Here is a 22,026-nt window from a genome sequence, read left to right as displayed (position 1 = left end):
CATGACGCGCGCGCCGCCCGATCAGTCCGCGAGGGCCTTCTCGACCTCGGCGGCCAGGGTTTTCTCGTCACCCGCGGTGTATCCACCACGCTTGTGCACGATCGAACCGTCCTTGCTGATGAGCACGGTGAAGGGCAGTTCGCGTTTCGGGTTGTAGCGGGCCGTCACCACGGTTTCCTCGTCGAGTAGGACGGGAAAGACCATGTCCTTCGAGCGCACCACGCTGCTCACCTGCGCGCGCGACTCCGGCCCGTCGGCGGAGACGGCGAGCACGACGAACCCGCGATCCTTGTGCTTTTTGTAAAGGTCGACGAGGTGCGGCATCTCGATCATGCAGGGGTCGCAGGTGGTCGACCAGAAGTCGATGAGCACCACGCTGTTTCCCTTGTAGTCCGAGAGCCGGACTTGCTTGCCGTCGAGCGACGGCAGCGTGAAGTCGGGCGCCGTCGCGCCGCCGCCGGCCTTCGCGGAGGGCATTTCGCCACCACACGAGCTGAGAAGGAGGCCGGCGATCGCGGCGCCGATGACGTGTGCTTTTCGCGCGTTCATCCGCGCATCATGCCGCAAACGGGCAGAGGCGGCACGCGCGCAGGGGGAGGAGAGACGACGAGAGCGTCGAACGGTTCGGCGCTCTGCGAGATCGCGAAGTGAGCTCGCCTCGGGGGCTGAATCGGCCGGGCTTTGCCCGGACGAGAGGGGGACGCGAGGCGTCCCCCTCGGGACTAGAGCGTCCCTGCGATGACCTTCTCGAAGGTCTTCCAGTACGTCGTGGGAGGGGGACCTGCGTACGTGTGGACGATCTCCATCGTGCGCGTGTCGATGATGATGTTCGCCGGGAACGAATCGCTCTCCCAGAGCGCCGCGAGCTTGCCGCCCGGATCGGTCACGGACGGGTAGTCGATGGCGAACTTCTTCACCCACTTCGTCAGATCGTCGGGCGTCGCTGGCGAACCGGAGATGCCTTCCGCGAGCGCGAGGAGGAACTCGCCGCCCATCGGGTTGTACTTCGCGCGCAGAGCCGGGAGCACCTCGGCCGCCTCGTACTGGCAAGGGCCGCACCACGAAGCGGAGATGATGATCGCGAGCGCCTTCGGCTTCGGCGTGTCCTTGGGGAACACGGAGTTTTCCGGAAAAACCCCGTCACCCGTGGGATTGTAGAACTCGGCAAAGGAGATGAATCGCACGCCATCGCCGATCTTTTCCTTCGCGTTCGGAAAACCGATGAGCTCGTAATTCTGCGCTATCGAGCCCTTGCTGATCCCGTAAGGACCCGCGGGATACGGGAGAGCCCACGATCCACGCGGGAGCTGCCCCGTTTGATCGGGGAACCCCGGTGTCACGTTGGCTTCGCCCTCGTCACTGCCGCAGCCGATCAAACCGAAAGCTGCCGTCAGACCGAGAACCAAGCACCGAAAGAGCACGTCGTTTCGCATGATGCCACCGCGCCTGGAATGAGGTAGGTCGGAATGGTCCTCGCGGGGGTGCGGCGCGTCAAGCGCCCTCCTTGGCAAAAGGCCTCGCCCGGACCGGATCCTTACCCAGGCAAGATGCGTGGAACACGGCACCGTCCCATGCATACCCACATCCACGGAGGGACGGCCCTCCGAGGTTCGAGGTCATCATGCAGCATTCTCCCGTTCTCCGTCCGCGGCAGCCCGCGCGCCTTCGTTTTGCCGCCGCCCTCTCGCTCCTCTCGCTCCTTTTCGGTGGCGCGCTCGGCGCCTGCACCGAGGAGGAGCCGCTGCCCTTCTGCTTCGGCGGCTTCGTCACCGCGGACGGCAAATGCGAGGGAAAGTGCACTCCTGACAAGTGCCTGCCCGGCAACACGTGCGTGGGGAACCGCTGCGTGCTCGAGTGCGCCGCGCACACCGATTGCCTCGCGGATGGGACGCAGGACTGCGTGCCCGCGGTCGAAGACGATACGAAACGCGAACTTTTCACCTGCCAGCCGAACGACAAGCCCTTCGGCTTCGGCTTCAAATGCCCGTTCGGCGACGAGTGCAGCAAGACCCTCTCCTGCCCGGAGACGGGCACGCCGTGCTTCCTCGACCAGTGCGGCGGCGCGCCCGACACCTGCGAGCCCGACACCGACTTCTGTTACGGACGTGCGAACTGCCTCGTCGGGAAATGCCCCGACAAGACGCCGTGCACCGTGCTCACGTGCGCGCCGGGCGAGTGCAAGGCGCCGCTCTCGTGCCTCTCGGCGGCCGAGGGTGACGCCGATGCTTTCTGCACCAAGCAAGATTGCCAGAGCGACGCCGAGTGCCCCGGCGGCTTCTACTGCGGCACGACCCGCGAGGCGCGTGAGCTCTGCGGCAGCATGAATCCGACGAAGGGCAACAACGGCCTCTGCGGCCCGTCGTCCGACCCGTGCATCGAGCCGAGCTCGCTCGGGCAGGGCAACACGATGTTCGAGGGGCAGCTGTGTGTACTCCGGAAGACGTGCATCCAGCGCGACACGTGCGCCCCGTGCAACACTGATCTGGACTGCTCACAGATCCCGAACAGCCACTGCATCTCGCTCCCGAACGACACCACGAAGCGCTGCGCCTCCGCGTGCGTGAAGGACTCCGACTGCGGGCGATCCTACGAGTGCAAGCCCGCCGACGAGACCAAGCCGGAGGGGCCGAAAGCCTGCTTCCACCGCTTCGGCGCCTGCGTCGGCGAGGGCAACTACTGCGAACCCTGCGTGAACGACGAGGACTGCGGCCCGCTCACCGGCACCTCCGTCTGCATCCAGGCCACCGACGGCAGCCGCGGCTGCGTCAACCTCGCCACCTCCGGCGGGGCCTGCATGTCGAACGACGACTGCCCGCTCTCGCCGAGTGGCAAGCACGCCGAGTGCGATCTCAACCCGGGTTCGCAGAACTACCAGAAGTGCCAGCTCCTGCCCTACACGCTCGCCAACCCGTCGAACCCCAATCAGGGCGGTGAGGCGAGCTGCTGGTAAGACGAGCTGGTCTCTTCTGATCTCAAACGATCCTCGCCGCGCAAAAACTTTCGCTGCGCGCGGCACGTTTCTTTCGCACCCTCCCTGCCCGATCCGCTGATTCCGCGAGGGCTCCGGGGATGGACGGGAGGGTGCTCAGGTCGCACGTCGCATGGCGCAAAAGCTGCACGTGCGCTTCAACGTAGTCATCACTTCTTCAACCAAGGAGAGCTTCGCATGTCGCAGAAAAACAACTGGATCCGCTTCGCCGCCGCGCCTGCCTTCGTGCTCGGAATCGGTCTCACCGCAGGCATCGGTTGCAGCGACGTCGCCGACATCGCCGCGGGGTGCGACGAGTTCCGCGCCGACGCGCAGTGGGGCGCGAACCTCGACATCGACTTCCGCGTGAAGTCGTTCATGAGCGCCTCGGGCGCGCTCGTCACGCTCGCCGATCAGATGATCGCCGACGTCACCGCCGCCTGCGAGGGTATCGCCAAGGCGACGAACCGTGACGACTCGAAGTGGTCGTCGCTCGAGGGCGCCAAGCGCCTCGAGGCCGTCTGCGCCGAGGCGCAGCTCGGCTTCGACGCGGTGCTCGAAGCCAACGCGAACGTCGAGCTCGTCGCGCTCGTCGAAGGCGGCAAGTGCGAGGCGAGCCTCGACGCGGCCGCCGAGTGCAACGCGCGCTGCGACGTGGACGCCAAGTGCACGCCGGCGCAGCTCGAAGCCAAGTGTGAGCCCGGCAAGCTCGCGGGCTCGTGCACCGCCGAGTGCAAGGGCTCGTGCACCGCCGACGTCGGCGCCACGGTCGAGTGCAGGGGCTCGTGCAGCGCCGTCTGCAACGGCAAGTGCAACGGCACGTGCTCCTCGGGCGACGCGAACAACTGCAACGGCCGCTGCGACGGCACGTGCGACGGCACCTGCTCGGGCTCGTGCGAGCTCGAGGCCAACGCCCAGGTGCAGTGCGACGGCACCTGCCGCGGCGAGTGCTCCGTCGAGTTCGAGGCCCCGCACTGCGAGGGCAAGATCACGCCGCCCGAGTGCGAGCTCGACGCCGACTGCCAGGCGAGCTGCAACGCGGAGATCCAGGCGGAGGCGTCGTGCACGCCGCCCAAGGTCACGATCGAGCTCAAGGGCGGCGCGAGCGCGGAGCTCGAAGCGCTCGTCGTCGCGCTCGAGGAGCACCTGCCGAAGCTCATCGTGACGGGCATCGAGCGTGGTCAGGCCGCGCTCGACGCCGGCAAGGTCCTCATCGACGTCGGCGCGAACCTCGAGGGCGCGATCACGTCGAGCGGCAAGGCCCTCGTCTGCGCGACGACGGCCGCGAGCGCCGCGCTCGACGCGAGCGTCGAGGTGCAGGTCTCCGTCGAGGCCAGCGCCAGCATCGGCGGCAAGGCTGCCGGCTCCGTCAACTGAGCGACGCATCGACGCGCTGCCCGGCCGCTCGTCGTGCCGGGCGGCGCGTTTTCTTTTTGTTTCGCCCTGGCCGTTTTTCCCGGCGGCAACGCGCCCGCGCGACAGCGGAACGGGTTGACGACACCCGTGGCTGGTCCTAACAGACCGGCTGCCCCGCGCCTGCCCCGAAGGAAATCATGGCAATCACGGTCGAATCCGCGAAATCCGCGCTCGGAAAGATCGAGGACCCCGAGCTCTCCCGTCCCCTCGTCGACGTCGGCATGTTGGGCGACGTCACCGTCGAGGGCGACACCGTCACCGTCGGCGTCACGCTCACAACGCCGGCGTGCCCGTACAAGGCGCGGCTCCAGGACGACGTGACGGCGGCGCTCAAGGCCGCTGGCGCGGGGAACGTGACGATTCATTGGAGCTCAAACGTTCCCGAGCGCAACATCATGGCCGACGATCCTTGCCCCGGCGTGAAGAACATCGTGCTCGTCATGAGCGGCAAGGGCGGCGTCGGAAAGAGCACGGTCGCCGCGAACCTGACGCTCGCGCTGAACCGCCTCGGCTGCCGCGTGGGCCTGCTCGACGCCGACATGTACGGGCCCAGCGTGCCCACGATGCTCGGCGTGATGGGCCGACCGACGTCGGCCGACGGGCAGCGTTTCCTGCCGCTCGAGCGCTTCGGCGTGAAGCTCATGTCGATCGGCTTCCTGCTCGAGGACGCGCGTCAAGCCGTCGTCTGGCGCGGGCCGATGATCCAGAACGCGCTGCTCCAGTTCATGAAGGACGTCGACTGGGGCACGCTCGACTACCTCATCCTCGACCTGCCCCCCGGCACGGGCGACATCGCGCTGACGATCTCGCAAAAACTGCGCACCACGGGCGCCGTGATCGTGACGACGCCGCAGGAAGTCGCGCTCCAGGACGTTTACAAATCGGTCTCGATGGCCCAGAAGGTGGGCATCCCCATCCTCGGCGTCGTCGAGAACGAGAGTTATTTCATCTGTGACGGTTGCTCCGCGCGTCACGAGCTCTTCGGCTCGGGCGGCGGTCAGAAGATCGCCGAGTTCGCGGGCGCCCCGCTGCTCGGTCAGATCCCGCTCGATCCTTCGGTGCGGGAGTGGGGCGACGCAGGCACGCCCGTCGTGCAGGCGGCGCCGGAGAGCTCGGTCGGCCGGGCGTTCGTCGAGGTGGCGCAACGGCTGGCGGCCAAGGTGAGCGTGCACAACCTCGGTCGCGGGGGCTCCCTCCGCATCGACCGTAGCGGCGGCCAGCAGCGGTTTTTACCCATCGTACGTTGAAAAAGCGTCTCGAAGTTCGAGCGCTGTGCGCGGAGACCTCGCGCCTGTGCGCGAGGTACGTTATGTTTTCCGTCCCCTTCCGAGCTACGCGTCTGCGCGAAGGTCGTCCCCTGACGACGCGCGCCGCGAGCGGGGCCCGAGATCCCGGATGAACACGGACAACAACACCACCGAGGCGGCAGAGGTCCAGAAGGACGCCGCGGCGCCCGAGGCGCAGCCGCAGAATCAAAAGCCCGAGGCGAGCACCGAGGCCCAGGCCGCCTCGCCCACCGCCGCTCCCTCCCGCGAAGAGTGGGAGGATGAGCAGCCGGGAGACGACATCGGCAACCGCTTGCCGGGCCCCGGCGGTCGTCCGCAGGCGAGCCCTGCGGCGAAGGCCGAAGCTCCGGGCGCCGACGCGAAGAAGCGCAAGCGCCGCAGGAAGCGCAAGGGTCCCCCGGGCGCGCAAGGCCCGACGGCGGAAGGCGCGGCCGAAGGGGCCGAAGGCGCCGAGGCGAGCGGCGAGGACGCGGAAGGCGAGGACACGGAGGCCGGCGAGGCTTCCGAGGCCCAGGCCGAAGGCGAAGCGCCGCAAGGCAAGCGCAAGGATCGGCGCAAGGACAAACAGGCCGCCGCCGCGGCCGCGGCCCAGCGCGAACGTCCTGCGTTCAGCGTTGGCGAAGAGGTCTTCGGCAAGGTCTGCAAGGTGACGGACCAGGCGATCTGGATCGACATCGCAGGCAAGGCGACGGGCCTCTTCGATCGGCAGGAGCTCGGCGACGAGGAAGTGCCGGCCGAGGGCGATCAGTTCATCGCGAGCGTGCAAAGCACGGGCGTTCGCGGCGGCATGCTGGTGCTCTGCAAGGGGCAGCCGAAGCCGCTCGATGAGCTGAAGAAGCAGCTCGAAGCCGCGTCGCAGAGCGGCGAGCCGGTCTTCGGCTTCGTGACAGGCGCGGTGAAGGGCGGCCTCGAGGTCGATCTCGGCGGCATGCGCGCGTTCGCGCCGGCCTCGCACGTGGACCTGCGTCACGGCGCGGATCTCTCGCACCTCGTCGGTCAGAAGCTCGACTTCGTGGTCGCGCAGTACGCAAAGAAGGGCCGCGACATCGTGGTCTCGCGCAAGCGCATGCTCGAAGAGGACGCGCGTCGCCTGCGCACCGAGGCGCTCAGCAAGGTCACGCCGAACAGCGTGCACAAGGGCATCGTGCGCAAGGTCGTGGCGTGGGGCGTCTTCGTCGCGCTGCCCGACGCGGGCAACGTCGAAGGCCTCATCCACATGACCGAGGCGAGCCACGACCGCAGCGCGCGGCTCAGCGACCTCTTCCGTACGGGCGCGGAGATCGACGTCAAGGTCATCCGCATCGACGACAAGGGCAAGCTGTGGCTCAGCCACAAGGCCACGACCGCGGATCCGTGGGACACGGTGAAGGAGAAGTACGCGGTCGGCACGAAGCACAAGGGCAAGGTGGCGCGCCTGCAGCCGTTCGGCGCGTTCATCGAGCTCGAGCCCGGGATCGACGGCCTCTGCCACACGGCGGACATCTCGTTCAAGCAGGTCGAGCACCCGAGCGAGGTGGTGAAGGTCGGCGACGAGATCGACGTCGTGGTCGCGAGCTGCGATCCGGGCGCGCACAAGATCGGCCTGCACCCCGCGCTGCCGAGCGGCGAGGAGGAAGAGCCGCGTCAGCGCGTGCAGCAGTACAAGGCCGTGAAGGTCGCCGTCGTCCAGGCCGTCGAGGGAGGCCTCTCGGTCCGCGTCCTCGGCGTCACCGGTCGCGCGGCGCGCGGCTTCATCCCGGCGGGCCACACGGGCACGGCGCGCGGCACGGATCTCCGCAAGGAGTTCCCCGTGGGCACGAAGCTCGACGCGAAGGTGCTCGAGGTCGACCCGCGCCGCGGCGAAGCGAAGCTCTCGATCCGCGCCCTCAAGGAGGACGCCGAGAAGCAGGCCTACCAGTCGTACCGCGCGGGCGTCGCCCGCGAGGCGAAGTTCGGCACCTTCGCCGACCTCATGAAGAAGAGCCAGTCGAGCCATTAGTCGACGCTTGGGGGCTCCGCTCTGACAAGCAGAGCTGCGCCCCCAAACCCCCGGCCCGACTGGCCAAACGATCACGCGCCCCGCGGCCGAGAGGCCCGGGGCGCGTGGCCTTTTGTGGTCAAATCATTTCATTCGCGACCGAGCGCCTGCACCGGATCCATGCGCGCGGCACGTCGCGCCGGGAAGAACCCGAAGACGAGCCCGATCGCCGTGCTCGTCCCGAGCGCGACCGCGAGCGCCTGAGGCGCGAGCTTCATCGGTAGATCGAGCGCCGCGCCGAGGCCGACGATCGCGCCGTAGCCGAGCGTCGTCCCCACGATCCCGCCGAGCGTCGCGAGCACGAGCGACTCGACGAGGAACTGCACGAGGATGTCCATCTCGCGCGCGCCGATCGCCATGCGAATGCCGATCTCGCGCGTCCGCTCCGTCACGCTGACGAGCATGATGTTCATGACGCCGATGCCGCCGACGACGAGCGACACGGCCGCGATCCCGACGAGCAGGAGCGAGAGGACCCCGTAGATGCTGTCCTGCATCTGCTGGAACTCGGCCTGCGTGCGGATGAGAAAATCGTCCTCGTCTCCCTCGCGGATGCGGTGCCGCTGGCGAAGGATCTCCTCGGCTTGTTTCTTCGCGCGGTCCGTGGTCTCCGGGCTCGTGGCGCTCATCATGATGGCGTCCGTCTCGCCCGGCCGCGTGAAGCGCACGTGGGAGCGCATCGTGGTGATCGGCATGATCACGACGTCGTCTTGGCTCCGACCGAACGGCGACGGGCCCTTCTCTTCGAGCACGCCGAGCACGCGGTACGGATGCCGGCCGATGCGAATCCATCGACCCACGGGATCGGCCGCGCCGAAGAGATCCTTCGCCGTCCCCGCGCCGATGACCGCGATCTTCTCGGACACGTTCTCGGCCGGGACCGTCCACGGCTCGCCGCTCTGGAGCTTCCAGTTGCGCACCTCGAGATACGCGATGCGCGAGCCGATCACCTCGGCCTTCGCGTTCTGCCCTTCGTAGACGACCTGCGCAGACGCGCGCAGGAACGGCACGGCGACCTTGATGCTCGTCGACTCGCGCTCGAGCGCCTGACAGTCGGACTCCGAGAGCTTCGAGCCTCCCGTCGTGCGCGCGCCCGAGGCCCTCGCCGACTGCGGAAAGACGATCAGCGCGTTCGATCCGAGGTTCGTGATCTGCCCGTTGATCTTGGCGCGCGCGCCGTCGCCGAGCGCGGTCATCGTGACGACCGCCGCGATGCCGATCGTGATGCCGAGGATCGTGAGCGCCGCGCGCAGCTTGTTGCGGAGCACGGCCCGCATGGCGATCGCGATCGCGGAGAAGACGCGAAAGAGGCCGTTCACTCTTGGCGCAGCGCGACGATGGGATCCATCAGCGCCGCCCTCCTCGCAGGGAAGAACCCGAACACGACCCCGATCACCGTGCTCGTCGCCATCGCCGCGATCACCGCCGGCATCGGGAGCGCGAGGGACCACCCGAGCGCGCCGCCGAGCGCCTTGATCACGCCCGCGCCGATGCCGAGCCCGAACACGCCGCCGATCACGCTGAGCACGATCGCCTCGACGAGGAACTGCGTCATGATGTCCGCCGCCGAAGCGCCGATCGCCATGCGGATGCCAATCTCGCGCGTCCGCTCCGTCACGCTGACGAGCATGATGTTCATCACGCCGATCCCGCCGACGAGCAGCGAGACGGCGGCGATCGAGGAGAGGAGCACGGTCAACGTGCCGACGATCTCCTCGGATGATTTGCGGAACTCGGCCTGCGTGCGGATCCCGAAATCCGGATCCGCGTCGGGCTCGATCCCGTGCCGCTGCCGCAAGATCGCGTTGATCTGCGCGACGGCGCGATCGACGGTGCGCTCGTCCGTCGCGGAGGCGATGAGCTGCTGCACGCGCCCCGGCGGGCTCGGCACCACGCGCGCACGGAAGCTGCCGATCGGCATGAGCACGCGATCGTCCTGATCCTCGCCGAAGGGCGATTGCCCCTTCGACGTGAGCAGACCGACGACGCGGTACGGGTAGCGGCCGATGCGCACGTACTGACCGATCGGATCTCCGGCGCCGAAGAGTTTTTCGCGGACGGTCTCGCCGATGATGACGACCTTCGCTTTGAGAAGCTCCTCCGACTCCGTGAACATCTGGCCCTTGCCCACGGAGAAGCCGCGTACCGGGAAGTAGCTGCGCGACACGCCCATCACCTGCGTCACGGCGTTGCGATCGCCTGCGATCACCTGCGCGCCCGTGGAGCTGAACGGCGCGACGTTCGCGATGCTCGTCGCCTCCGCGAGGAGCGCGCGGCCATCGGCCTCCGTGAGGCGATTGACGTCGGTGCTTCGTACGCCCGAGGTCTGCGTCGACTGCGGGAAGATGAAGATGACGTTCGCGCCGAGGTTCGAGATCTGTCCGAGGACCTGCGCCTGCACGCCCGTGCCGAGCGCGACCACGATCACCACGGCCGCGACGCCGATGAGGATGCCGAGCACCGTCAGGGTCGAGCGCAGCTTGGAGCGCACGATGGCGCGCAGCGCGAGCCGGATCGCGGCGAGGATCGCCGTCACGAAGCGGCTCCGTGCTCGTCCTGGACCGGCAGCTCCGCGAGCGCGCGCGCCGCGTCCGTCGGCCTCTCGTTCACGATGTCGCGCCGCACCGAGCCGTCACGCATCTCGACCACGCGGCTCGCGCAGTCGGCGATGTCGCGCTCGTGCGTGACCAGCACGATCGTGATGCCCTGCTCTCGGTTGAGCCGCTGCAAGAGATCGAGCACCTCGTAGCTCGTGCGGGTATCGAGGTTGCCCGTGGGCTCGTCGGCGAGCAGGAGCGGCGGCTGTGTCACGAGGGCGCGCGCGATCGCGACGCGCTGCTGCTGACCGCCGGAGAGCTGGTTCGGCGTGTGGTGCAGGCGCGCGCCGAGACCGACGGCGTTGAGCGAGGCGAGCGCGCGCTTCCTTCGCTCCGCGGCGCCGACGCCTCGATACACGAGGGGCAGCTCGACGTTCTCCAGCGCGGTCGTGCGGGGCAGCAGGTTGAAGCCCTGGAACACGAACCCGATGAGGTGGTTTCGCACGATGGCGCGCGCGTCGTTGCTCCGCGAGCCCACGTCGATCCCGTCGAGGATGTACTTGCCGCGCGTCGGCCGATCGAGGCAGCCGATGATGTTCATCATCGTGCTCTTGCCCGAGCCGCTCTGCCCGATGATCGCGACGAACTCGCCCTGCCGGATCGTCAGGTTCACGCCGCGGAGCGCGCGCACGACGACGGCCTCCGTGACGTAGTCCTTGTGAATCTCGACGAACTCGATGATCGGCGGGGCGTCCTTCATCACGTCCCCCGCCTAGAACGGCTTGCGGCCGCCGCGCCCGCCTGCGGCCCCTGCGTCGGTCTCTTCGGTCACGACCTTCAGGTTGCCGATGTCCGTACGGAGAACCGTGTAGACGCCGTCCGTGATGCCGATGTCGACCTCGCGCATCTCGATCTGCTCGGCGCCCAGGGTCTCGTTCGTGAGCACGTAGATGCGCCCCTTGCCGGCAAGCAGCGGCGGCAGCGGATCCTGCGGGATGGGCTTGCCTTCCTTCGTCATCGGCGGCGAGGGCTTGAAGCGCAGCGCCGCGTTCGGCAGGCGCTTGATGCCCTTCGCCTCGGCCGAGTGGATCGTCGCCGTCGCCGTCATCCCGGGACGCAGCTTGATGTCGGGGTTCTCGACCTCGATCACCGCCGCGTACGTCACGACGCCTGCCTGGTTCACGGGGCTGTAGCGCACCTGGCTCACGAGCCCCTTGAACGACTCGCCGGGGAACGCATCGACGCGGATGTCCGCGGACATCCCCTCCTTCAGGCGCCCCACGTCCGCTTCGTCGATGTCCGCGAGCACGCGCATCTTGCGGAGATCCTGGGCGATCACGAAGAGCGTCGGCGTCTGGAAGCTCGCGGCCACGGTCTGGCCGGGATCGATCGCGCGGTTGATCACGACGCCCTCGATGGGCGAGTAGATCTTGGTGAACGCGAGGTTCGTGTTCGAGCGCCGCAGCGTGGCAGCGAGCTGCGCGACCTGCGCCTTCGAGGCCGCGACATCGGCGAGCGCGATGTCGTAGCTGCCTTGTGCGGCATCCAGATCCGCCTGCGATCCCACGCCTTCCTTGAACACCTTGCGCGCCCGCTCGAGCCGCACCTTCGCCGTCTCGAGGTTCGCCTCGGCTCGCTTGACGCTCGCGTTCGCGGCCGCGACCTGCGCCGCGTTCGCGTCGATCTCCGCGCCGAGGAGCTGCGTATCGATCTCCGCGAGCAGATCGCCGGCCTTCACGTGGCTGTTGAAGTCGACGTGGACCTTCGTGATGCGACCGGAGACCTGCGCGCCGATCTGCACCTCGGTGACCGGCTTGACCTGCCCGGTCGACTGGATCGTCTCGAAGACGTCGCCTTGCGTGAGGGCCGCGCTCACGTAGCGCGCGGGCGGCGGCGGCTTGGTCTTCTGCAGGTAGAACATCCCGCCTGCGACGATGCCGCCGAGGACGAGCAGGATGACGAGCCAGCGGAGCCATTTTCCGCGGCCTTCGACGCGCGACAGCGCCTTGTTCAGGTCGGGCCGCTCAACCGCGTTGTTCCGGGCCTGTCCGCCCGCATCGAGGTGCACTCCCGGATTGGCCATGACGTAAGCCGTGATAGCACGGAGGAGCCTCCGGGCGCGGCCGCAGCGAAGGATCTTACGCGGGGCTTGATGGGGCGACACCTACGTGGCACATCCACGGGCCCATGCCCCAGCCCGCCATTGGCCCCGATACGCGCGTCTCTCTCTCGTACGTCCTCTTCGACGAGGATGGAGACACGGTCGATCGCGCGACCGAAAGCGAGCCGCTCGAGTATGTCCACGGCTACGCGCAGATCCTCCCGGGCCTCGAGCGAGCGGTCGAGGGCATGCGGGCCGGCGAGCGCCGCGAGATCTTCGTCGAGCCCGCGGACGCGTTCGGCGAGCACGACGACGAAGGCGTCTTCGAGGTCGACAAGGCCGACTTTCCCGACAGCGAGCACGTGACGCCCGGCGACGAGTTCATCGCGCAGGCCCCTGACGGCGAGTCGATCGCGATGCGCGTGGTCGAGGTGCTTCCGGACGCGTTCGTCGTGGATACGAACCACCCGCTCGCGGGCCAGAAGGTCCGCTTCGAGGTCGTCGTGCACGACGTGCGCGCGGCGAGCGACGAGGAGATCGCGGAGGCGCAGGCCGAGCTCGAAGAGCGCGCGCACGGCGACGGCGGCGGCTGCTGCGATCACGATCACGACCATGATCACGACCACGATCATGGACATGCGGCCGAGGGTGGCGGACATCTCGTCCAGCTCTCGCGCAAGCGCTGAAGACTTTTGCACCCGGGGGGGAGCAAGTCCGACCAAGGGAGACACAACGACCGATGAAAGCTGCTTCCGATCAGGGTTACTTTTCCGCGCTTGCCTATGATCTCCGGGTGCGCGCGCGCCTCCTCGACAATGGCGTGATCACGCCGGCAGACGTCGACAATTACCTCGCCGGGCTCCCCGAGCTCGAGACGCAGGCTGAGGCGCTCGGCATCCCGCAGCCCGCGCTCGTCTCCGCGACCTCGGCGCCGGCGCCCGCCCCGCAACCCGTCGCGGCGGCTCCTGCCCCCGCCCCGGCCACGAGCAGCGCGGCGGAGCTCGAGGATGACGTCGACGACGTAGCCGACGAGGCAGGCGAGGCGTGAGCAGCCAGGGCGATCGCGACGCGCCGGCGGGGCAGCTCCCGAAGCTCGACTTCTCGATTTTTGTGATGTCCATCATCGGCTCGGCGCACGTCCACCTCGGCGATATGCCCGGCCCGGATGGGCATTCGGAGCGGAGCCTCGACCTCGCGCAGCAGGACATCGAGCTCCTCACGCTTCTCGAGGAGAAAACGAGGGGAAACCTCACGGGCGACGAGGAGCGGCTCCTCACGCAGGCCCTCGACGAGTTGCGCGAGCGCATCGCGGAGGTATCCAAAGAGACGTGAGCTCACGTCGTCCGCCGCTCTCGCTCATCGTCTTGATCTCGTGGCTCCTCGTGGCTGCGTCGGCGTGCGGCAAGGGCGGCGGATCGCCGGGCGGCTCGTCCCAAGCGGGCGAGCCCACCTCGTCGCTCCCGCCCGGCGCGCTTCCTCTCCCGAGCGGCGCAGCGCCCACCGCTCCGCCTCCGGCGCTCGCGCAGACCGCGCCTTCCGGGCCGGCGATCGTGACGACCGAGGGCACGCCGATCTCCTTCGCGCCTCTCGCGAAGAAGGCGGATCCGGCCGTGGCGACGGTGAAGGCGCGCGTCGAGAAAGAGACCTCGTCGGGTCGAAGGCGCGCCGTGTCCGAGGGCCTCGGCACCGCGTTCGTCTACGATCCCGAGGGGTTCATGCTGACGAACAACCACGTCATCGAGGACGCGACGGACATCGTCGTCGGCTTCGTCGATGGCCGTGAAATGCGGGCGACGGTCGTCGGCCGGGACAAGCACACGGACATCGCCGTCTTGCGCGTCGACGAGCGAGGTCTGCCCTCGCTCTCGCTCGGCGACTCGGACGTGATCGACGTGGGCGACTGGGTCGTCGCGATCGGCAACCCGTTCGGCCTCTCGCACACCGTCTCGGCGGGCATCCTCTCGGCGAAGGGCCGCACGCGCGACGACGTGAAGGGCCTCGATCCCAGCGGTTATTTCAACTTCCTGCAGACGGACGCCAGCATCAACCCGGGCAACTCCGGCGGCCCGCTGCTCAACATGCGCGGCGAAGTCGTGGGCATCAACGCGGCCGTCCGCGCGAACGCGAACAACATCGGCTTCGCGATCCCGATCAACATGGTCAAGCAGCTCCTGCCCATGTTGCTGCGGGACGGCAAGATTCGGCGCAGCGCGCTCGGGGTCTTCGTCGACGCGCTGAACCCGATCGAGGCCGGGCGCCTGCGCCGGCCGGATCGCAAAGGCGCGTGGGTGCAGAAGGTGATCGCGGGCGGGCCGGCCGATCGTGCGGGGCTCTCGCCTGACGACGTCATCGTCGCGTTCGACGGCAAGCCCGTCGCCGATCCGAACGAGCTCCGGTGGCTCGCGAGCATCGCGGGCGTCAACAAGACGGTGTCCTTGCGGATTGCGCGCCTCGAGCGGGTCTTCGACGTCCGCGTGACGCTCGCCGAGCTCGAGCCGATCGACGACCGTGAGGAGCCTTGACCTTCCGGCCGGAAGGCCGATCGCCTAGAGTACCACCTCGCCGTGCCCCCCATTCCCACGCCCCCGGACGAGTCCCTCCGGCCCGAGCCGGCCGACCCGACGGACGACCAGATTGAAGGTGCCCTGGGGGTGCCGGACGATCTCCCTGACGCCCCCCCCGTCCCCGAAGCCGCGATCGGCCGTCTCGGCCGCGTGAATAGGCGTTCGCAGGAGGCGTCCAACAAAGAGGCCCGAAGGCGGGAGGCAGAGGAAGATCGTGAGCTCATCCTTCGGGCACAGAAGGGGGACCAGGCGGCGTTCAGGCGGCTCGTGGAGCGCCACCAGCGCCGCGCCTTCGCGATCGCGATGGGGCTCGTCCGGGACGAGAACGACGCACGCGAGCTGGTGCAGGATGCTTTCTTGCGGGTCTACCGCAACCTCAACTCCTTCCAGGGTGGATCGTCGTTTTTCACCTGGCTCTACCGGATCGTCACGAACTTGGCGATCGACCTCATGCGCAAGCCTGGGCGTCGGGATGCCGAGCTCGTCGACGGGCAAGCCGCTTCGGATGAGCCGACGGAGTTTCCGCTGGTCTCTCGCATCGATGGCGCCGACCCGATCGACGTCATGCGCCGCCGGGAGATCGCGGGCCGCATCCAGGCCGCCCTCGATGCCCTGCCCCCCTACCACCGAGGCGTGATTCTGATGCGTGAGGTCGAAGGCATGTCGTACGAAGAAATGGCCGTGGCCATGGGCGTCTCGAAGGGGACGATCATGAGCCGGCTGTTCCATGCCCGGCAGAAGCTCCAGCGCGCGCTCGCGGATTGCTACGCGGAGGAAGGGCGTTCGCGGAGCGGCAATACGGACGAGATCGCAGCCGAGCCGGAGGAGGCGCCGTGACCACGAAGACGATGAACGGAGAAGCGCGCGAGACGCGCACGAAGCGGCCGCCGACGGACCTCGAGCTGATGATGTACGTGGACGGCGAGCTCGAAGGCGAGCGTCTGCACGAGGTTCGTCTGGCTCTCTCGCGCGACAGCGTGCTGCGGAGCAAAGTCGCCGCGTTGTCGCTCGCATCGTCGATCGTCGGGGAGAACGCCGAGAGCGGCGCCGCCGAGATCGACCTGACCGATGGGATCATGGCGCGGATCGCGGCCGACAAGAGCGCGACGCGTGACGCGAGGGACGCCGCGCCTGCGCCGCTGGAGGCGCCTGTCGAGCGCAAGGAAGCCGAAGTGAAACCGCTGCTCCAGCCGGGCCTCGGCAAGGCAGCGGCGAAGTCGGCGCCCTCGAACGACAACTCGCGTGGGATCTTCGCGCTCGCGGCCATCGCGGTCGCGGCGGCGGCGGGCCTCATGATCTGGGGGCGGATGGACGTGGGTACGCCGCATTCGCAAGGCGCGCCGGTGGCCGCGGTCACGACGCCCGAGGAGCTGCCCGCGGCTCCGGCCCCGACGCCTGCGGAGGCGCCTCGCGCGGCCGAATCGGACGCGCAGGACGGCGATGCCGAGCCGGGCGTGGCCGTCGCGGCCGTCGACTTTGGCACCAAAATCGGCACGATCTTTTACGTGCCGGCAGAGGCTGCCACGTCGAACCACACCACCACCGTCGTGTGGTTGGCCGACGATTCCGCTGGAGGAGAACAATGAGGCTCCCGCTGATTGCTTTGCTCGTGGCCGCGCTCGGGCTCTCGCTCGGGCACGGGCCCTCCGTGGCGCATGCCCAGGACGCCGCCGCACAGGCGGACACGTCCGTTTCGATGGAGATCGTGGTCCTCCACGGCACGAACGACGGCACGGGCATCGACGCCAAGATCGGCAAGATGCCCGAGCTCGCGAAGCCGCCGTTCTCCTCGTACAACAGCTACAAGCTGCTCGATCGCTCGAAGCAGACCTCGTCGAAGGCGAGCCCCTCCACGCTGAAGCTCCCGAACGACCGGGTGCTCAAGGTCTCGCTGAAGGACGTGATCCAGCCGAGCAAAAAGGGCGAATCGAAGCGCTATGTGATCAGCGCCAGCATCCAGAAGCCCGGCGGCAGCGATTTCCTCCCGCTGCTCGAGGTCAACGCGAAGGCCGGCGAGACCTTCTTCGTGGCCGGCCAGAACCACAAGGGCGGCGTCCTCGTCATCGGGATCAAGGTCAATCCCTGAACTCGGTATAGTGGGGGGCGGATGCTCCCCCGCTCGTCTTTCTTCGCTCCTCTCCTCATCGCCGGAAGCCTCCTGATCTCCGCCTGCGGCGGAAGCGCTCCTCCTCCGAACATGCCGCGCTACGCGCCCGGGACGGTGACCTACCGGCTCCCCGTCGTCGGCAAGTGGCGCGTCTACCGCACGCACTACGGCGCGAACAACGACCAGGCCTACGCGCTCGATCTCGTGATCGACGACGACATGCCGCGATCACAGCGCAACGAGGACCATCCCTCGTACAACCAGCCGATCGTCGCGGATGCGCCGGGCGTCGTGGTGATCGCGGTCGACGGCGTGCCCGACAACGTCCCGGGGCGCGCGAACAAGTACGACATGCACGGCAACTTCGTCGTGCTCGACCATCAGAACGGCGAGTACTCGCTCTTCGCGCACTTCATCCCGGGCACCGTGCGCGTGCGCAAAGGCATGTTCGTCCCGGCCGGCACCGAGCTCGGTCGATGCGGCAACTCGGGGCATTCGTTCGCGCCGCACCTGCACTGGCAGATCATGACGGACGCGGACGCGAACGCCGCGCGCGGCGTGCCGCCTCGGTACACGCCCTACGAGCGCAACGGCGCGATGTCGGTCGAGCTCCCGCAGAAGGGCGATCGCCTCCTCGCGAAGTAGAGCGCGCGCCGTCAGCGCTGCGGAGGCTCGCTCGGAGACGCGGCGAGCGGGAGACCGAGTTCGAAGACCGTGCCCTTCTCCGGGTGCGCGAATGCGCGGATCTTGCCGCCGTGCGAAGCCACGATGTTCCGCACGATGCTGAGACCGAGGCCCGAGCCCGTGCCGTCGGTCTTCGTCGTGAAGAACGGCTCGAAGATCTTCTCGAGGTGCGCAGCGTCGATGCCGTGGCCTTCGTCCTGGATCGTGACGCGGACGGCGTCGCCGGCCTCGGACATCGTGGTTTTGATGATCAGACGTCCGCCGCTCTCACGCATCGCGTGCGCGGCGTTCGTGAAGAGGTTGACGAAGACCTGCGTGAGCTGACCGGCGACGCCGCGGACGAGACGCACGTCGCCGAACGCGCGCTCGACCATCACGTTCAGCTCGCCGAGCACGTGGTCGCAGAAGACGAGCGCGCGCTCGATCGTGTCGTGGATGGCGACGGGCGCGGGCACGGACGCGGTGGGACGCGAGTACGCCATGAGGTCGCGCGAGAAGCGCAGGATGCGCTCGGCGGCCTCGTTGATGCGCGCGAGGCGCTCGACGTCGGCGGGATCCGCCTCCGTGCGCAGGGCCTTTTTGTGCAGGTAGTCGGAGTACGCGACGATCGACGTGAGCGGGTTGTTGAGCTCGTGAACGATGCCGGCGGCGATCTGACCGAGCGAGGCGAGCTTGCCGGCCTGGATGACCTGCGCCTCGAGCTCCTTCACCTCGCTGCCGTGCGCGCGCGCCGCTCGATGCATGCGCGCGTTGCGCAGTGCCGCGCCGAGCGCGAGCGCGAGACGGTCGACGAACGCATCCATCGAGCCCGTGCCCGAGAAGCGCGCCTCGTCGTCGGAGGCGAGGTGCAACGTCGAGCCCTCGTCGCCGTTGATGACGACGACACGCTCGAACGCGTACTCGGGGAAGAGCCTCGTCGGATCGGGGGACTCGGCGCCGTCGCTGCGCGCCCCGCGGCGCACGACGACCTGTCCCTCGCTACCGCCGGGCACGCAGACGCCGATCGCCGCGTCGGACAGCACTTCGAAGGCTGCGGCGACGAGCGACGTGGCGGCTTGCTCCGCGCTCGCGTCGGGCGGGATTTCGCACGAGGCGACGAGCAAAGCGTCGAGCCACTCGACGGGGAGATCGCGGCGCATCGCTTTCCTTTGCGTGATCGGGATCTGAGATTCCCGTATCGGAGCTTCGAGACCTTCGGCACCCATCTCTCACCCGAGCGCTCGGTTGGGGTCCTCTTCGCTGGACCGGTCTAGGTCGATGATCTTCGCCGCCCCCACGTACGCCTTGGTTTCGTAGCGCGTAATCTTGCCGATCTTCCGGACGATCTCGGCCATTCGTTCGGCCTCCCCGAGGATCGTCGTGGCCGCAGAGCGGACGGACGCCGGGTCCTCCGCCCTCCGGTTGATGAGCTCCGCGTAGCCGAGCACGCTCGTGAGCGGCTGGTTGAGCTCGTGCGCGGCCGCGCCCGCGAGCTCCGCGATGAGCGCCTGTTTTTCGCGCGCGCGGAGCTCGTCTTGCGCCTTCGTCAGCTTCGCCTCCATGCGCAGGCGCTCGCGTAGATCCGTGAAGAGACCGACGGAGCCGACGGGTCGATCGTCCTCGACGATCAGCGCAGCCGAGAGGAGCACCGGGATCAGCGTGCCGTCCTTGGCGAGCGCCTCCGTCCGGTAGCCTTCGAGCCTCCCGGGGCCTCCGTGCTCCGGTGACTTGATGAGCCGCATGATCTGCGAGGCGCGGTTCGGCGCGTAGAGATCACGCACGTTCATCGTGCCGATGACCTCGACCGCGCGGTAGCCGTAGATCCGCTCCGCGGCGCGGTTGAAGAGACGAATCACGCCCTCGTTGTCGGCCGAGATGATCGCGTCGACCGAACTCTCGATGACGCGCTCCAAGAACTCCTTCGTCTTCTTCAGCTCGGCGGCCGTCGCGCGATCGTCGGTCACGTCGCGCAGGCTCACGAGGATCGCGCCGCCGTCCTCGCGCAGCACCGAGCTCGAGCTCACGCTGATGATGCGGCGCTCGCAGGCGATCTCGCTCGAACGGCGGATCGTGATGTCGACCATGCTCGGGAAGACGTTCCGCTTGAAGCTCCTGCGAATGCGGTTGAGCGTCGGCAGGTCCTTCGGATCGACGACGTCGGCGAGGCGGCTCGCCGCGAGCTGCTCCTCGGTGAGGCCCGTGATCTCGCGCGCGCGCGGGTTCGAGAAGAGGATCCGGCCGTCGACGTCCACGACCACAATGCCGTCCGCGGCCGAGTGGAAGAAGTCGGCGTATCGCTCGAGCGCGGCGAGGCGGCGCTCGGCCTCGAAGCGGGCGACGTTGATCTCCTGCGTCTGATCGCGGAGCGACTGGAGGATCTTCGCGTTGCGCAGCGCGATGGCCGTCGCGTTCGCCACGGTACGCGCGAGCGAGAGCTCGTGCTCCCGCATCGTCCCCGGCTGCCGGGCGCGCAGGAAGAGCACGCCCATGGGTTTGTCGTCGTAGACGATCGGGACGAGCGCGAGCGAGCGGAACGAGTTCTGCGGCAGGTCCGCGCGAACGACCTCGAAGAGCGGGTGCGTCGCGGCGTCCTCGATCACGAGGACCTCGCCCGTCTCGAGCGTCCTCCGGATCTCGGGGTACTTGTTGAGGACGATGGGCAGATCGCGCAGCTCCCGATCGTCGCTCGCGGCCACGACGTAACCCGTGTCGACGTTGTCGCCGACGAGCACGATGCTGCATCGATCGACCCGCGCGACCTCGGCGATGCGACGTACGACCGTGAAGAGGATGTCGCGGAAGTCGAGCGTCGACGAGAGCGCCTGCGTGAGCTCCAGGACGACACGCGCGTCCCGCTCGCGACGCCAGAGTGCGTCGACGTACTCGCGCATGCGGAGCTGGCCGCGGATGCGCGCGAGGAGCTCGGCGGGGCGGAACGGCTTGCGGACGAAGTCATCGGCGCCCGCGTCGAAGGCGCGCGTGATGTCGTCGTCGGTGTCGAGCGCCGTCAGCACCACGACGGGGACGTCGCCGATGCGCGTGTCTTCGCGCAGGTGACGCAGCACCTCGAAGCCGTCGGGCGGCGGCATGACGAGGTCGAGCAGGACGAGCGACGCGTCTCGCTCGGCGAGCCACGCGAGCGCCTCGGTGCCGGACGCCGCCGTGGCCACGGGGATGCCGGCGCCCGCGAGCGCCTGCGTCAGCACGTGTCGGCTGACGGCGTCGTCGTCGACGACGAGCACAGGGAGCGCGTGGAGCACGGAACGAGATTATCCGCGGTCGCGCAGGAAGGGAAACGTGCAGCCGCTCTTCCGTCTCAGGAGAACAGATCGCCCTGCGGTGTGCCTTTCACGGGCATCGGCTTGCCCAGGTGCTCGTAGGCCTTTCGCGTGGCGATGCGCCCGCGCGGCGTGCGGCCGAGGAAACCCTGCTGGAGGAGGTAAGGCTCGTAGACGTCCTCGATCGTGTCGCGCGGCTCGCTGAGCGCGGCTGCGATCGTGTCGATGCCGACCGGGCCTCCGTCGTAGTGATCGATGATCACCATGAGCAGCCGCCGATCCATCTCGTCGAGGCCCGCGGCGTCGATCTCCAGGCGCTCGGCGGTGATGCTGGCGATCTTCGCGGTGATGCGGCCCGTGCCGAGGACCTCGGCGAAGTCGCGGGCGCGGCGCAAGAGTCGGTTCGCCACGCGCGGCGTGCCGCGGGCGCGCGCGGCGAGCTCGCGGGCTCCCGCGTCGTCGATGGGCACCTCGATGAGGCGCGCGCTTCGCGTGATGATGCGCTGCAGATCCTCGACGGGATAGAAATCGAGCCGCACGACGTAGCCGAAGCGCGAGAGCAGCGGCGCCGTGAGCAGGCCCGTGCGGGTCGTCGCGCCGATCAACGTGAAGGGCTTGAGCGCGAGCTGGATCGTCGTCGCGTACGGGCCGTCGCCCGTCATGATGTCGATCTTGAACGCCTCGATCGCGGGGTAGAGGCTCTCCTCGACGGCCGGCGTGAGGCGGTGAATCTCGTCGATGAAGAGCACGTCGCGCGCTTCGAGCTTCGTGAGCAGGCCGGCGAGCGCGCCCTTGTGCTCGATCGCCGGGCCGCTCGTGGCGTGCAGGTTCACGCCCATCTCACGCGCGACGATGTGCGCGAGCGTCGTCTTGCCGAGTCCGGGCGGACCACAGAAGAGCGTGTGATCGACCGGCTCGCGCCTGCGCTTCGCGGCCTCGACGAAGACCTTGAGGTTCTGCCGGTGTTTGTCCTGCCCGACGTACTCGTCGAGCGAGTCCGGCCGGAAGAGCCGATCGAAGCGGTCGTCGTCCGCGGTGGACGCCGGAGAGATCACGCGCTCGGACATGCGTGAGGAGGTAACCCGTACG

At 68.4% G+C, this 22,026-nt stretch carries 21 protein-coding genes; 12 read left to right on the top strand and 9 right to left on the bottom strand.

What is annotated here, in order from left to right:
• Positions 1-21: 21 nt before the first annotated feature.
• Together QHF83_RS24635 and QHF83_RS24630 are read right to left on the bottom strand one after the other, a co-directional pair.
• The gene (locus tag QHF83_RS24635; protein WP_282420369.1) at positions 22-549 is read right to left on the bottom strand and encodes a TlpA disulfide reductase family protein; all 528 of its coding nucleotides are present in this window, start codon (positions 547-549) and stop codon (positions 22-24) included.
• Between the two features lie 173 nt (positions 550-722).
• The gene (locus QHF83_RS24630) at positions 723-1,340 is read right to left on the bottom strand and encodes a TlpA disulfide reductase family protein (RefSeq protein WP_282420368.1); all 618 of its coding nucleotides are present in this window, start codon (positions 1,338-1,340) and stop codon (positions 723-725) included.
• Positions 1,341-1,621: 281 nt separating this feature from the next.
• On the opposite strand from QHF83_RS24630, the gene QHF83_RS24625 reads away from it, so the two are divergent.
• From QHF83_RS24625 to QHF83_RS24610, 4 genes are all read left to right on the top strand, one after another.
• The gene (locus QHF83_RS24625) at positions 1,622-2,950 is read left to right on the top strand and encodes a hypothetical protein (protein ID WP_282420367.1); all 1,329 of its coding nucleotides are present in this window, start codon (positions 1,622-1,624) and stop codon (positions 2,948-2,950) included.
• Positions 2,951-3,166: 216 nt separating this feature from the next.
• Positions 3,167-4,345, top strand: a complete 1,179-nt coding sequence (locus QHF83_RS24620) for a hypothetical protein (protein WP_282420366.1) — start codon at positions 3,167-3,169, stop codon at positions 4,343-4,345.
• Positions 4,346-4,521: 176 nt separating this feature from the next.
• Positions 4,522-5,631 (top strand): Mrp/NBP35 family ATP-binding protein, encoded by a 1,110-nt coding sequence (locus QHF83_RS24615; protein ID WP_282420365.1) that lies wholly within the window; start codon positions 4,522-4,524, stop codon positions 5,629-5,631.
• A 148-nt stretch (positions 5,632-5,779) separates the two neighbouring features.
• Positions 5,780-7,648, top strand: a complete 1,869-nt coding sequence (locus tag QHF83_RS24610; RefSeq protein WP_282420364.1) for a S1 RNA-binding domain-containing protein — start codon at positions 5,780-5,782, stop codon at positions 7,646-7,648.
• Positions 7,649-7,776: 128 nt separating this feature from the next.
• Here QHF83_RS24610 and QHF83_RS24605 read toward each other — a convergent pair whose 3' ends face one another.
• From QHF83_RS24605 to QHF83_RS24590, 4 genes are read right to left on the bottom strand one after another with little or no spacing between them, the layout of a single operon-like run.
• Positions 7,777-9,006: an ABC transporter permease gene (locus tag QHF83_RS24605; protein ID WP_282420363.1), complete on the bottom strand. Its 1,230-nt coding sequence runs from the start codon at positions 9,004-9,006 to the stop codon at positions 7,777-7,779.
• On the bottom strand, positions 9,003-10,223 hold the full coding sequence (locus QHF83_RS24600) for an ABC transporter permease (protein ID WP_282420362.1): 1,221 nt from the start codon (positions 10,221-10,223) through the stop codon (positions 9,003-9,005). The genes QHF83_RS24605 and QHF83_RS24600 overlap by 4 nt, the downstream gene beginning before the upstream one ends.
• On the bottom strand, positions 10,220-10,984 hold the full coding sequence (locus QHF83_RS24595; RefSeq protein ID WP_282420425.1) for an ABC transporter ATP-binding protein: 765 nt from the start codon (positions 10,982-10,984) through the stop codon (positions 10,220-10,222). Before QHF83_RS24595 ends, QHF83_RS24600 begins: the two co-directional genes overlap by 4 nt.
• 12 nt (positions 10,985-10,996) lie before the next feature.
• Complete coding sequence (locus tag QHF83_RS24590) at positions 10,997-12,307, bottom strand: efflux RND transporter periplasmic adaptor subunit (protein WP_282420361.1); 1,311 nt, start codon at positions 12,305-12,307, stop codon at positions 10,997-10,999.
• Between the two features lie 104 nt (positions 12,308-12,411).
• Here QHF83_RS24590 and QHF83_RS24585 point away from each other — a divergent pair, with 104 nt between their 5' ends.
• The 8 genes from QHF83_RS24585 (at position 12,412) to QHF83_RS24550 (ending at position 17,641) form a co-directional block, all read left to right on the top strand.
• Positions 12,412-13,011 (top strand): peptidylprolyl isomerase, encoded by a 600-nt coding sequence (locus tag QHF83_RS24585; RefSeq protein ID WP_282420360.1) that lies wholly within the window; start codon positions 12,412-12,414, stop codon positions 13,009-13,011.
• Positions 13,012-13,064: 53 nt separating this feature from the next.
• Entirely contained in the window at positions 13,065-13,373 is a 309-nt protein-coding gene (locus QHF83_RS24580) for a hypothetical protein (protein ID WP_282420359.1), read from the top strand.
• Positions 13,370-13,657, top strand: a complete 288-nt coding sequence (locus tag QHF83_RS24575) for a DUF1844 domain-containing protein (protein WP_282420358.1) — start codon at positions 13,370-13,372, stop codon at positions 13,655-13,657. The genes QHF83_RS24580 and QHF83_RS24575 overlap by 4 nt, the downstream gene beginning before the upstream one ends.
• A complete protein-coding gene (locus tag QHF83_RS24570; RefSeq protein ID WP_282420357.1) occupies positions 13,654-14,847 on the top strand; it encodes a trypsin-like peptidase domain-containing protein in 1,194 nt (397 codons plus the stop codon). Before QHF83_RS24575 ends, QHF83_RS24570 begins: the two co-directional genes overlap by 4 nt.
• 42 nt (positions 14,848-14,889) lie before the next feature.
• Positions 14,890-15,726 carry a sigma-70 family RNA polymerase sigma factor gene (locus QHF83_RS24565; protein ID WP_282420356.1) on the top strand — a complete coding sequence of 279 codons (837 nt, stop codon included), beginning with the start codon at positions 14,890-14,892 and terminating at the stop codon, positions 15,724-15,726.
• On the top strand, positions 15,723-16,475 hold the full coding sequence (locus QHF83_RS24560; RefSeq protein WP_282420355.1) for a hypothetical protein: 753 nt from the start codon (positions 15,723-15,725) through the stop codon (positions 16,473-16,475). Before QHF83_RS24565 ends, QHF83_RS24560 begins: the two co-directional genes overlap by 4 nt.
• Complete coding sequence (locus QHF83_RS24555) at positions 16,472-16,975, top strand: hypothetical protein (RefSeq protein ID WP_282420354.1); 504 nt, start codon at positions 16,472-16,474, stop codon at positions 16,973-16,975. Before QHF83_RS24560 ends, QHF83_RS24555 begins: the two co-directional genes overlap by 4 nt.
• A 111-nt stretch (positions 16,976-17,086) precedes the next feature.
• On the top strand, positions 17,087-17,641 hold the full coding sequence (locus tag QHF83_RS24550; protein ID WP_282420353.1) for a M23 family metallopeptidase: 555 nt from the start codon (positions 17,087-17,089) through the stop codon (positions 17,639-17,641).
• 11 nt (positions 17,642-17,652) lie between these two features.
• Here QHF83_RS24550 and QHF83_RS24545 read toward each other — a convergent pair whose 3' ends face one another.
• The 3 genes from QHF83_RS24545 to ruvB all read right to left on the bottom strand — a co-directional run bounded on the left by QHF83_RS24545 (position 17,653) and on the right by ruvB (position 22,004).
• Positions 17,653-18,819 (bottom strand): ATP-binding protein, encoded by a 1,167-nt coding sequence (locus tag QHF83_RS24545; RefSeq protein ID WP_282420352.1) that lies wholly within the window; start codon positions 18,817-18,819, stop codon positions 17,653-17,655.
• A gap of 69 nt (positions 18,820-18,888) precedes the next feature.
• Entirely contained in the window at positions 18,889-20,919 is a 2,031-nt protein-coding gene (locus QHF83_RS24540) for a PAS domain S-box protein (protein WP_282420351.1), read from the bottom strand.
• Positions 20,920-20,975: 56 nt separating this feature from the next.
• A complete protein-coding gene (ruvB, locus tag QHF83_RS24535; protein ID WP_282420350.1) occupies positions 20,976-22,004 on the bottom strand; it encodes a Holliday junction branch migration DNA helicase RuvB in 1,029 nt (342 codons plus the stop codon).
• Positions 22,005-22,026: the final 22 nt, after the last annotated feature.

The organism is Polyangium sp. 15x6 (genome assembly GCF_029960785.1).
In the GTDB taxonomy this organism is placed as follows: domain Bacteria; phylum Myxococcota_A; class Polyangia; order Polyangiales; family Polyangiaceae; genus Polyangium.
This window is presented reverse-complemented; position numbering and strand designations above follow the sequence as displayed.